Below are 11,767 nucleotides of genomic sequence, written 5' to 3' on the forward strand. Positions count from 1 at the left end.
TCCGGAGAGGTACCCGGGGTGTTACCCGGGGAACACCTACTCCTTACGCCGGAGCGGGACCGTAGGCAGTCGTCCTTGGGGATGACCGCATCCGTCCCCGAACAGTGCGGTAATGGATGCAGGGCCCGTACTGTGGGTTCTGTTGCAGTCGCTGGAGCTGGAGTCCGTCAGAAGGGGGCGCGCGAAGCCCATGAGCGGTGTCATGAAGCGTATGGGGATGATCTTCCGCGCGAAGGCGAACAAGGCCCTTGACCGGGCCGAGGACCCGCGCGAAACCCTCGATTACTCGTACCAGAAGCAGCTGGAGCTGCTTCAGAAGGTGCGCCGGGGAGTGGCCGACGTCGCCACCTCCCGCAAGCGTCTGGAGCTCCAGCTCAACCAGCTGCAGTCGCAGTCCTCGAAGCTGGAGGACCAGGGCCGCAAGGCGCTCGCCCTCGGCCGTGAGGACCTGGCCCGCGAGGCGCTCTCGCGCCGTGCCGCGCTCCAGCAGCAGGTGACGGACCTGGAGACGCAGCACACCACCCTCCAGGGCGAGGAGGAGAAGCTCACCCTCGCGGCCCAGCGCCTCCAGGCCAAGGTGGACGCCTTCCGCACGAAGAAGGAGACCATCAAGGCCACGTACACCGCGGCCCAGGCACAGACCCGGATCGGCGAGGCCTTCAGCGGCATCTCCGAGGAGATGGGCGACGTCGGGCTCGCCATCCAGCGCGCCGAGGACAAGACCCAGCAGCTCCAGGCCCGCGCCGGCGCCATCGACGAACTGCTCGCCTCCGGCGCCCTCGACGACCCGACCGGCATGGCCAAGGACGACATCCAGGCCGAGCTGGAACGGCTGTCGGGTGGTACGGATGTAGAGCTGGAACTCCAGCGCATGAAGGCGGAACTCGCCGGCGGTTCGTCGGCGCAGCAGCAGGCGATCGAAGGCGGCAAGGACCAGTCCCAGTCGCAGTCGAATTCGTCGGCTCAGCCGCAGGACACTCCGCGCTTCGACAAGCAGTGACCTGATGTGACGTCCCACGCCTGAGGAGGGCGACATGATCGTACGGATCATGGGGGAGGGGCAGGTGAGGCTGGCCGACAGCCACCTCACCGAGCTGAACAAGTTGGACGACGTACTCCTGACAGAAGTACAGAACGGCGACGGCCCCGCCTTCCGCCAGACCCTCCAGGCCCTCCTGGCAAAGGTCCGGGAACTGGGCGAGCCGTTGCCGGACGACTCCCTGGAGCCGTCCGAACTGATCCTCCCGGCCGAGGACGCGACGCTGGAGGAGGTCCGGGACCTGCTGAGCGACGACGGCTTGATCCCCGGGTGACCTTTCGACGCCGGTGACTCTCAGCGCGGGGCGGCACCTTTTCAACGCCGCTCCGCATAATTCAGCCCGTTGGGGGTCCCCCCTCTGGGGGAGTTTGAGGACGAGGCCCCTTCAGGGCCGAAGGGGGGTCTGGGGGCGCAGCCCCCGGGAGGGACGCCGTACGGTGCCAGAATGAGCGTTCTCGACCGAGCCCGCTGCCAAGCGAAGGCGCACCCCTCCGCGCTGGACGCGGCCCTCGCCGCCGCGGTGCTCGTGTGCATGGTGGCCGGGTCGTTCGTGGACCCGCACGGAGGGCACGGCGTCAGCTGGGGCATCCGCACCCCGGACCCGCTCAGCCTGGTCATGATGGCGGTCGGCGCCGCCGCGCTCGTCTTCCGCCGCCGCGCCCCGATGATGGTGCTCGCCGTCACCGGCACCGCCTCCCTCGTCGAGAGCGTCACCAGTGACCCGCGCGCCCCGGTCGCGATGTGTGCCGTGGTCGCCCTGTTCACCGTCGCCGTCACCACCGACCGCCCCACCACCTTCCGCGTCGGTCTGCTCACGATGACCGTGCTGACCGGCGCCGCGATGCTCGGCGGCCCCCTCCCGTGGTACGCCCAGGAGAACCTCGGCATCTTCGCCTGGACCGGCATGGCGGCCGCCGCCGGCGACGCCGTACGCAGCCGCAAGGAATTCGTGCACGCCATCCGCGAGCGCGCCGAGCGGGCGGAGCGCACCCGCGAGGAGGAGGCCCGCCGCCGCGTCGCCGAGGAGCGCCTCCGCATCGCCCGCGACCTGCACGACGTCGTCGCCCACCACATCGCCCTGGTCAACGTCCAGGCCGGAGTCGCCGCGCACGTCATGGACAAGCGCCCCGACCAGGCCAAGGAAGCCCTCGCCCACGTACGCGAGGCCAGCCGCTCCGCGCTCAACGAACTCCGCGCCACCGTCGGCCTGTTGCGTCAGTCCGGCGACCCCGAGGCCCCCACCGAACCGGCCCCGGGCCTGGACCGCCTCGAAGAACTCGCCGGCACCTTCCGCAGCGCGGGCCTGCACGTCGAGGTGGCCCGCGCGGACAACGGCACCACGCTCCCCGCCGCCGTCGACCTCGCCGCCTACCGCGTCATCCAGGAAGCTCTCACCAACGTGCAGAAGCACGCCGGTACGGACGCGAAGGCCGAGGTGAGTGTCGTCCGCGTGGGACCGAACGTGGAGGTCACCGTCCTCGACAACGGCTCCGGCGAGGACGAGGACCCCGACTCCGGCGGCGGCCACGGCCTGCTCGGCATGCGCGAGCGCGTCACCGCCCTGCGCGGCACCCTCACCACCGGTCCCCGGTACGGGGGCGGCTTCCGCGTCCATGCGATCCTGCCGGTCAAGACCCGCCCACGCGCTTCGGGGGACCCCGTATGACGACGATCCGTGTCCTGCTCGCCGACGACCAGGCCCTGCTGCGCAGCGCCTTCCGCGTGCTCGTCGACTCCGAGCCCGACATGGAGGTCGTAGGAGAGGCCTCGGACGGCGCGGAGGCCGTACGGCTGGCGAAGGAGGAGCGGGCCGACGTCGTGCTGATGGACATCCGGATGCCCGGCACGGACGGCTTCGCCGCCACCCGCATGATCAGCGCCGACCCGTCCCTCGCCCACGTCCGGGTGGTCATCCTGACGACGTTCGAGGTCGACGACTACGTCGTGCAGTCACTGCGCGCGGGCGCCTCCGGCTTCCTCGGCAAGGGCTCGGAACCCGAGGAACTCCTCAGCGCGATCAGGGTCGCGGCGGCGGGGGAAGCACTGCTGTCCCCGGTCGCGACCAAGGGCCTGATCGCCCGCTTCCTCGCCCAGGGCGGCGCGGCGGACGACGACCGCGACCCCGCCCGCGCCGAACGCCTCGAAGCTCTCACCGTCCGCGAGCGCGAGGTCCTCGTCCAGGTCGCCGGCGGCCTCTCGAACGACGAGATCGCCGAACGCCTCGAAGTCAGCCCGCTGACGGTGAAGACCCACGTCAACCGCGCCATGTCCAAACTGGGCGCCCGCGACCGGGCCCAACTCGTCGTCATCGCCTACGAGTCGGGCCTGGTCCGGCCGCGAGTGGAATGACCCAGCAGGCCTACGGCAGCGCCAGCATCCGCTCCAGCGCCAGCTTGGCGAACGCCTCCGTCTCCTTGTCCACCTCGATGCGGTTGACCAGGTTGCCCTCGGCGAGGGACTCCAGGGTCCAGACCAGGTGGGGTAGGTCGATGCGGTTCATCGTCGAGCAGAAGCAGACCGTCTTGTCGAGGAAGACGATCTCCTTGCCCTCGGGCGCGAAACGGTTGGCGAGCCGTCGTACGAGATTCAGCTCCGTACCGATGGCCCACTTGGAACCGGCCGGAGCCGCCTCAAGTGCCTTGATGATGTACTCCGTTGACCCGACGTAGTCCGCCGCGGACACGACCTCGTGCTTGCACTCGGGGTGGACGAGGACGTTGACCCCGGGGATGCGGGCCCGCACGTCCTCCACCGACTCCAGCGAGAAGCGGCCGTGCACCGAGCAGTGGCCGCGCCACAGGATCATCTTGGCGGCGCGCAGCTGGTCGACGGTCAGCCCGCCGTTCGGCTTGTGCGGGTTGTAGAGGACGCAGTCCTCCAGGGACAGGCCCAGGTCGCGGACCGCCGTGTTGCGCCCGAGGTGCTGGTCGGGCAGGAACAGGACCTTCTCGCCCTGCTCGAAGGCCCATTCAAGGGCCCGCTCGGCGTTCGAGGAGGTGCAGATCGTGCCGCCGTGCTTGCCCGTGAACGCCTTGATGTCCGCGGACGAGTTCATGTACGAGACGGGCACGACCTGCTCGGCTATGCCGGCCTCGGTCAGCACGTCCCAGCACTCGGCGACCTGTTCGGCGGTGGCCATGTCGGCCATCGAGCAGCCGGCCGCGAGGTCGGGCAGGACGACCTTCTGGTCGTCGCCGGTCAGGATGTCCGCGGACTCCGCCATGAAGTGCACACCGCAGAACACGATGTACTCGGCCTCGGGACGCGCGGCCGCGTCCCGGGCCAGCTTGAAGGAGTCGCCCGTGACGTCGGCGAACTGGATGACCTCGTCGCGCTGGTAGTGATGGCCGAGCACGAAGACCTTGTCGCCGAGCTTCTCCTTGGCGGCGCGGGCCCGCTCGACCAGATCCGGGTCGGACGGCGAGGGCAGGTCACCGGGACACTCGACGCCGCGCTCGCTCTTCGGGTCGGCCTCACGGCCGAGGAGCAGCAGGGCGAGGGGCGTCGGCTGTACGTCGAGCTCCTGGGTCTGGGCGGTGGTCACGACACGCACCCTTTCTGTTCTACGAGACATGCCTTTTCGTCGAATTGACGTTATCTATCATAACTGCTTCACGTCAGTTTGACGATGCCCATAGCGTCGATGTGACATCAATCCCGGTACGCGCTCAGCGGGGGACCTTGCGGGGGTGTGCGAGCATGGAGAGAGGTGCCGGGGGAAAGACACCGGGCACGGCCCGGAATGAATCCACGGCCCCGGCGGTTGACATCGTCGGCAAGCAGTCTCCGTACAACCCGGGAGAGATGTAGATGTCCGTATCGGACGAGACCAGCACCGTCACCGACGGCATCCTTCTGTCCGACGCCGCCGCGGCGAAGGTCAAGGCCCTGCTCGACCAGGAAGGCCGTGAGGACCTGGCCCTGCGCGTCGCCGTGCAGCCCGGTGGCTGCTCGGGCCTGCGCTACCAGCTCTTCTTCGACGAGCGCTCCCTCGACGGCGATGTCGTCAAGGACTTCGGCGGTGTCAAGGTCGTCACCGACCGCATGAGCGCCCCGTACCTGGGCGGCGCCTCCATCGACTTCGTCGACACCATCGAGAAGCAGGGCTTCACGATCGACAACCCGAACGCGACGGGCTCCTGCGCCTGCGGCGACTCGTTCAGCTAAACCCCACAAGGCGGTTGAGCAAGGCGAAGGCGGCGGCCCCCTCCGACAGGGCCGCCGCCTTCGGGCTTTTCCGGTGCCCGTGAGAGCCGGTTACCGGGCCAGCGAGGGCCCCGCCCCCACGGTCGGCTGCGCGTTCTTGTCCACGGGCTTCTCCACGGGGATCGCCTTGCCGTCCGACCCCACGACCTTCCGGTCGCCGACCGGCGCCTTCAACTGCACGGTCTGGTGGTAGATCTTGGCGATCATGACGCAGATCTTGTTCGGCCAGGGCGTCGAGGTCACCGTGACCGTCACCTGGTCCGACCCCTCCACCGCCGAGGCCTTGTAGTCCGCGCACACCCCGCCGGTGAAGGCCACGGTGAGGCTCTTCCCGTCGGCCGAGTAACCGTCCACCTTGATGTCACGCGGCGCCGCCGACGAGGTCGAAGTGGGGGTGGGCGTGGGCGTGGTGGCCGAGGTCAGATACTTCGGATCGATCGCCGGATACGTCACCGTGAAGCTGTCGTGCCCGCTCGCCTCCCGCACCTCGAACAACCAGGACGGCACCAGGACTTGGCGCGCGTTCACGGAGTGCACGGCAAGCCCGAACACCGCGTGCTCGACGGTCGCCGAAGCCTGCGTGGGCGTTGCCGTCGGCGCCGTGGGGGAGCCGGTCGACGATCCGCAGGGCGCTTCCAGCCGGTCCTTCAGCGGTACGGGACTGGCGCAGCCGCCGATGCCCATGCGGTGGTCGGTCTTCGGTGCCGCGTTCATCAGATCCAGCGTCTTCTGCGCGCTCAGCACCGGATAGACATCACCCTTCACCGGCACCGCCAACTGCCCGCTCCCGCCGACGACTTCACCCTGGGCGCTGACGGTGAGCCCGGTCGTCCACCCGTGCGTGGGCAGCCCGCCGATCACCGGCTCGGCGTTCACCACCCGCTGCGCGCCCATGAGTTGGCTCGCGTCGACCTTCGCGTCGTCCTGGCCGACGGCCTTGAGGATCGGGGCGGCGGCCTTCTTCGCGACGGCGACACTCACCGGGTCGGTGGCGGAAGTACCGGGATCTTGCGCGCACTTGAGGGTGTCGGTGCAGTTGTCGGTGCCGGGTGCGTAGCGACTGAACGTCCACATGCCGGGCGCCGCCTTGTTCACCTGCAGACTCGGCCCGCTCGCGTCCTGCCCGCCGACCTTCCAGTACTGCCCTTCGGCCACCGGTGTCCCGCTGACCCCGAGCGCCTTCGCGAGCCGGACCACGTCGTCCTTGCCGACATCGCCCTGCGGTGAGTAGACGGCCGCGGACTCCGGCCCACCGGGCAGGCTGCCGGCGGCCTTGTACGTCATGCCGTAGGGATTGGGCTCCCCGGACGCGATCCCGCTCGCACCCCCTGCCGAATATCCGTCGAGCGCGAGCGCCGGCGGTGTCCCGTCAGCACCGGAGGCCGCGGACCCCGTGCCCTCACCCGAACCCCCGGAAGCCGACGAGGACGACGCGAGATATGCCCCTCCGCCTCCGACGAGGAGTACGGCGGCGGCGACGGAGGCGATGACGAGGGGCGACCGGGGTCGCGCGGGGCGCCTGGCGTCGGCTGCGGGGGAGTGGTCGGACAGGGGGAGATCGGTGTCGGGGGGCGTGATGGGGGTGGGGTGTTGGTGTTCAGGGTGGGCGGCCTCGGCCTCGGATGCGGCCTCGGATGCGGCGAGGCCGATCTCCTCCGGCTCCTCAGAGTCCTCCGACTCCTCCGGCAGTCCTGCTTCCGCGTCGGACACCGTAGAACCGGCCTCTTCGCTACGACCGCTCCCGGCACCGGACGCACCGTCACTGGTCACGTCCCCACCAGCCTCGTCCCCGCCGACCCCGGTCTCGTCGACCTCGGGCACCTTCTCGGAGCCCTTCGCGGCGTCCCCCACGCCCCGCACGTCACCGGATGTGCCGGTCGTGTCGTTGTTGTCGGGTCGCTCGGTGTTCACCGCATCGCTCCTTCAGCTGCGCAACTGTCCCTCGACCCTGACCCGGCCCTGTCAATGGGCCGGGCGGAAAGGTCGTATCCCGCATCCCCTTTACGGGGGACGGCGATGGGACGCAGCGGGGGAGCGCACGGTTCCCCGAACGCGCCGATCAAGTCGACCGGCGCCGTTTCAGTGGCCGTACTCCTCAGTTGCCGTACTCGGACATCCCGTCCAGCAGCCGGGCGGACTTCGACGACACCGACACGCCGTGGATGAGTGACGGGGACACCGGAAGGGAAGCGACCCGGTCGGGAACCGTCCAGTGGGGAGCCATCCGGGCGCAGTCACCGCGCAGCGCCGCCAGATCGGCCTCACCTTCGCCGTCGAGGTGGACCTGAGCGGGGCCGGAGAACTTGAGGTTCGTCATAGCGGCACCGTAGGCACGCTTGACCTCGCGAAGAAAGATCTACTATCGGGTAGTTTTGCCCGCTTCAGAGCCGCCGTGCCGACCGGGTAGCGTGAACTGTCAACGCAGCCTCCCTCAGGAGAGTCCTCGCCGTGCGCATCGCAGTCACCGGCTCCATCGCCACTGACCACCTCATGACCTTCCCCGGCCGCTTCGCCGACCAGCTGGTCGCGGACCAGCTGCACACGGTGTCGCTCTCCTTCCTGGTCGACAACCTCGACGTACGCCGGGGCGGCGTCGGCGCCAACATCGCCTTCGGCATGGGCCAGCTCGGCACCGCGCCGATCCTGGTCGGTGCCGCCGGCTCCGACTTCGCCGAGTACCGCGACTGGCTCGACCGGCACGGCGTCGACACGGACTCGGTCCGCATCTCGGAGACGCTGCACACCGCCCGTTTCGTGTGCACCACCGACGCCGACCACAACCAGATCGGCTCCTTCTACACCGGCGCCATGAGCGAGGCCCGCCAGATCGAGCTGAAGACCGTCGCCGACCGCGTGGGCGGCCTCGACCTGGTCCTGATCGGCGCCGACGACCCCGAGGCGATGCTCCGCCACACGGAGGAGTGCCGGACCCGTTCCATCCCCTTCGCCGCCGACTTCTCCCAGCAGATCGCGCGCATGGACGGCGACAACATCCGGATCCTGCTGGAGGGCTCGGCGTACCTCTTCTCGAACGAGTACGAGAAGGGCCTCATCGAGTCCAAGACCGGCTGGAGCGACGAGGAGATCCTGTCCAGGGTCGGCCACCGCGTCACCACGCTCGGCTCGCGCGGCGTTCGTATCGAGCGCGTCGGTGCGGACCCGATCGAGGTCGGCTGCGCGGAGGAGGAGCGCAAGGCCGACCCCACGGGTGTCGGCGACGCGTTCCGGGCGGGGTTCCTCTCGGGGCTGGCGTGGGGGGTTTCGCTGGAGCGGGCGGCGCAGGTCGGGTGCATGCTCGCTACGCTGGTTATCGAGACTGTCGGTACGCAGGAGTATCAGCTGCGGCGGGCGCACTTCCTGGACCGGTTCACCAAGGCTTACGGGCATGATGCTGCGGGTGAGGTTCGGGGGTATCTGAGCTGAGTTGTTGTCTGCGGGTGCGTGGGGGCTGGTCGCGCACACGCGGCGGTAGCCGCATATCGATACAGCCCCGCGCCCCTGAAGGGCGCGTCAACTGGTCCGGCGGATCACGTACGCCGGGCCCTCCTCTTCACCCACATACTCCTGGCCCCGCATCTCGCACCATGCCGGAATGTCCAGTCGTGCGGCCTCGTCGTCGGACAGGACGCGCACCGTTCCTCCTACCGGCACATCGCCGATGACCTTGGCCAGCTCGATGACCGGGATCGGGCAGCGCTTGCCGAGGGCGTCCACGATGAGCGAGGACTCTTCTTTTACGACGGCCGCGGGCGCCGACGCCCCCAGCTTCTCCCGCACTCTCTCCACCGCCCCGGGAAGTACGGCGAGGAAGCGCTCGACATCCTCCTCCGTCGCTCCCAGTGGCAACGACACCCGCACATTCCCCTCACTCAGCACCCCCATCGCCTTCAGCACATGGCTGGGCGTCAGCGTGCTGCTCGTGCAGGAGGAGCCGGAGGAGACGGAGAAGCCGGCGCGGTCGAGTTCGTGGAGGAGTGTCTCTCCGTCGACATAGAGACAGGAGAAGGTGACGATCCCGGGCAGTCGCCGCACCGGATCGCCGACCACGGACACGCCCGGCACCGACTGCGGCACCCGCGCCCGGATCCGCTCCGTCAGTTCCCGTAGCCGTAGCGCCTCCTGGGCCGCCTCCGCGCGTACCGCACGCAGTGAAGCCGCCGCGGCCACGACGGCCGGGATGTTCTCGAAGCCGGGGGAGCGTCCCGACTCCCGTTCGTCGACGGGCCCTTGGGCCGCGAACCGCACGCCCTTCCGCACGGCGAGCAGCCCGACCCCCGCCGGTCCGCCCCACTTGTGCGCGCTGGCCGTGAGCAGCGACCAGGCGCCCTCGACCGGCCCCCACCCCAGCGACTGGGCCGTGTCGACCAGCAGCGGCACCCCGACAGCCCGGCACGCCTCGGCCACCTCGGCGACCGGCTGCACCGTGCCCACCTCGTGGTTGGCCGACTGGAGACAGGCCAGCGCGGTGTCCGACCGGAGGGCATCCGCGTACGCCGCGACGCTCACCGCCCCCGTACGGTCCACGGGAACCTCGCTCGACGAACCGCCCTCCGCGACCAGTGCCTCGGCCGAATGGAGCACGGAAGAGTGTTCAACCGCTGACACGATCAGGTGACGCCCGACGCGCCGCCGCCCCGCCAACGCCCCCGCGATACCGGTGTGCACGGCCCGGGTTCCGGAGGAGGTGAAGACGAGCTCGTCGGCCCGGCACCCGACGGCTTCGGCGGCCGCCTCCCGCGCGGCGTCCAACAGCAACCGCGCCTTGCGCCCCTCCCTGTACAACCGGGCAGGGTCCGCCCACCCCTCGTCCAAAGACGCCAACAGCGCCTGCCGGGCGACGGGATGGAGCGGAGCGGAAGAGGCAGCATCAAAGTAGGACACACGCCAACGTTAAAACGTACGGTGCCTTTCCTTAGGGGCGCGGGGAACTGCGCGAGCAACCACAACGCACCCGCACCCGCCCAAATCACCTGAACCCCCGAGCTATTAGGCGCAAGGAGTAACGGGCGGCGCGTATGCCACCCTCCCCGCGAACCCCCGGAGGGCGTCGGCTAGGGTTTGGTCCGCATAAACATCCAAACCCCTGCCCGACGCAGGGCGGCGACCGACCCGCGTGAAGGCAGGCCGCAGCCAATCCGCGCGGGCGAGACTCTCGGGAAGGCGCTACGTGAGTCCCAACGGCTCCGACCGCTCGCCGCGGCGCCCGATGCGGCGGAAGCTGCTGCAGGCAATGACTGCGGGCCTGGTCCTGGCGACCGCGACCGGTTGCACATCCAAGGACTTCCCTCGCCTTGGTTTCCCCACCCCGACCACGGAAGAGGGTCCGCGGATCCTCTCCCTGTGGCAGGGATCCTGGGCTGCCGCGCTCGCCGTCGGCGTCCTGGTGTGGGCCCTGATCATGTGGAGCGTCGTGTTCCACAGGCGCAGCCGCACCAAGGTCGAGATCCCCCCGCAGACCCGGTACAACATGCCCATCGAGGCGCTGTACACGGTTGTTCCGCTCATCATCGTCTCGGTGCTGTTCTACTTCACCGCCCGCGACGAGACGAAGCTCCTGAGCCTCGACAAGAAGCCCGACGTGACGGTCAACGTCGTGGGCTTCCAGTGGAGCTGGGGCTTCAACTACATCGAGAACGTCGACGGTGTCAGTGGTGACGCGACGACCGACAAGAACCTGGCCGCCATTCCGGACCGGTTCAAGAAGGAATTCCCGGCGAACGCCGGCGGTGTCTACGACGTCGGTACGCCCGCCACGAAGAACCCGCAGACCGGCAACCCGGGTCCGACCCTCTGGCTCCCCAAGGGCGAGACGGTCCGCTTCGTCCTCACCTCACGTGACGTCATCCACGACTTCTGGGTGGTGCCGTTCCTGATGAAGATGGACGTCGTCCCGGGTCACACCAACGCCTTCCAGGTGACTCCCACCAAGGAGGGCACCTACCTCGGCAAGTGCGCCGAGCTCTGCGGCGTCGACCACTCCCGGATGCTGTTCAACGTGAAGGTCGTCTCCCCCGAGCTTTACCAGCAGCACCTCAAGGACCTCGCCAAGAAGGGGCAGACCGGTTACATCCCCGCTGGCATCGCGCAGACGAGCCACGAGAAGAACCGGGAGACGAACAACCTGTGAGCATCCTCAACGAACCTCAGGGTGCCGCGGCAGCAGAGTCCCACTACGCGGATGAGCTGCCGGTAAGGCGCAAGCAACCCGGCAACGTCGTGATCAAGTGGCTCACCACCACCGACCACAAGACGATCGGCACGCTGTATCTGGTCACGTCGTTCGCGTTCTTCCTGATCGGCGGCGTCATGGCGCTGCTGATGCGCGCCGAGCTGGCACGACCCGGTCTGCAGATCATGTCGAGCGAGCAGTTCAACCAGGCGTTCACGATGCACGGCACGATCATGCTGCTGATGTTCGCGACGCCGCTGTTCGCCGGCTTCACGAACTGGATCATGCCGCTGCAGATCGGCGCGCCCGACGTGGCGTTCCCGCGGCTGAACATGTTCGCCTACTGGCTCTAC

General features: G+C 69.0%; 12 protein-coding genes. 8 read left to right on the forward strand and 4 right to left on the reverse strand.

What is annotated here, in order from left to right; all coding sequences use genetic code 11:
* Nucleotides 1-190 precede the first annotated feature (190 nt).
* The 4 genes from OO70_RS38575 to OO70_RS38590 all read left to right on the forward strand — a co-directional run bounded on the left by OO70_RS38575 (nt 191) and on the right by OO70_RS38590 (nt 3,388).
* Nucleotides 191-1,000 carry a PspA/IM30 family protein gene (locus OO70_RS38575; RefSeq protein ID WP_043682349.1) on the forward strand — a complete coding sequence of 270 codons (810 nt, stop codon included), beginning with the start codon at nt 191-193 and terminating at the stop codon, nt 998-1,000.
* A gap of 34 nt (nt 1,001-1,034) precedes the next feature.
* Nucleotides 1,035-1,313, forward strand: coding sequence for a PspA-associated protein PspAA (gene pspAA / locus OO70_RS38580; RefSeq protein ID WP_043682351.1), 279 nt, complete (start codon nt 1,035-1,037; stop codon nt 1,311-1,313).
* A 171-nt stretch (nt 1,314-1,484) separates the two neighbouring features.
* Nucleotides 1,485-2,705 carry a sensor histidine kinase gene (locus OO70_RS38585; protein ID WP_043682354.1) on the forward strand — a complete coding sequence of 407 codons (1,221 nt, stop codon included), beginning with the start codon at nt 1,485-1,487 and terminating at the stop codon, nt 2,703-2,705.
* The gene (locus tag OO70_RS38590; RefSeq protein WP_043682358.1) at nt 2,702-3,388 is read left to right on the forward strand and encodes a response regulator; all 687 of its coding nucleotides are present in this window, start codon (nt 2,702-2,704) and stop codon (nt 3,386-3,388) included. The genes OO70_RS38585 and OO70_RS38590 overlap by 4 nt, the downstream gene beginning before the upstream one ends.
* A gap of 10 nt (nt 3,389-3,398) precedes the next feature.
* Here OO70_RS38590 and nadA read toward each other — a convergent pair whose 3' ends face one another.
* A complete protein-coding gene (gene nadA / locus OO70_RS38595; RefSeq protein WP_043682361.1) occupies nt 3,399-4,583 on the reverse strand; it encodes a quinolinate synthase NadA in 1,185 nt (394 codons plus the stop codon).
* 266 nt (nt 4,584-4,849) lie between these two features.
* Here nadA and OO70_RS38600 point away from each other — a divergent pair, with 266 nt between their 5' ends.
* On the forward strand, nt 4,850-5,206 hold the full coding sequence (locus OO70_RS38600; protein ID WP_019065032.1) for an iron-sulfur cluster assembly accessory protein: 357 nt from the start codon (nt 4,850-4,852) through the stop codon (nt 5,204-5,206).
* Between the two features lie 90 nt (nt 5,207-5,296).
* On the opposite strand, the gene OO70_RS38605 is transcribed toward OO70_RS38600, so the two are convergent.
* Both OO70_RS38605 and OO70_RS38610 read right to left on the reverse strand, forming a co-directional pair.
* Complete coding sequence (locus tag OO70_RS38605; protein ID WP_043682365.1) at nt 5,297-7,156, reverse strand: hypothetical protein; 1,860 nt, start codon at nt 7,154-7,156, stop codon at nt 5,297-5,299.
* Nucleotides 7,157-7,340: 184 nt separating this feature from the next.
* A complete protein-coding gene (locus tag OO70_RS38610) occupies nt 7,341-7,562 on the reverse strand; it encodes a hypothetical protein (RefSeq protein WP_043682368.1) in 222 nt (73 codons plus the stop codon).
* Nucleotides 7,563-7,693: 131 nt separating this feature from the next.
* Here OO70_RS38610 and OO70_RS38615 point away from each other — a divergent pair, with 131 nt between their 5' ends.
* The gene (locus OO70_RS38615) at nt 7,694-8,668 is read left to right on the forward strand and encodes a carbohydrate kinase family protein (protein ID WP_043682370.1); all 975 of its coding nucleotides are present in this window, start codon (nt 7,694-7,696) and stop codon (nt 8,666-8,668) included.
* An 87-nt stretch (nt 8,669-8,755) separates the two neighbouring features.
* Here OO70_RS38615 and OO70_RS38620 read toward each other — a convergent pair whose 3' ends face one another.
* On the reverse strand, nt 8,756-10,126 hold the full coding sequence (locus OO70_RS38620; RefSeq protein WP_078651721.1) for a cysteine desulfurase/sulfurtransferase TusA family protein: 1,371 nt from the start codon (nt 10,124-10,126) through the stop codon (nt 8,756-8,758).
* Nucleotides 10,127-10,412: 286 nt separating this feature from the next.
* Here OO70_RS38620 and ctaC point away from each other — a divergent pair, with 286 nt between their 5' ends.
* Both ctaC and OO70_RS38630 read left to right on the forward strand, forming a co-directional pair.
* On the forward strand, nt 10,413-11,372 hold the full coding sequence (gene ctaC / locus OO70_RS38625; protein WP_043682376.1) for an aa3-type cytochrome oxidase subunit II: 960 nt from the start codon (nt 10,413-10,415) through the stop codon (nt 11,370-11,372).
* The coding region (locus tag OO70_RS38630) for a cbb3-type cytochrome c oxidase subunit I (protein ID WP_043682379.1) at nt 11,369-11,767 on the forward strand (399 nt) is incomplete at its 3' end. The genes ctaC and OO70_RS38630, both read left to right, overlap by 4 nt.

The organism is Streptomyces xylophagus (genome assembly GCF_000716435.1).
In the GTDB taxonomy this organism is placed as follows: Bacteria; Actinomycetota; Actinomycetes; order Streptomycetales; family Streptomycetaceae; genus Streptomyces; species Streptomyces xylophagus.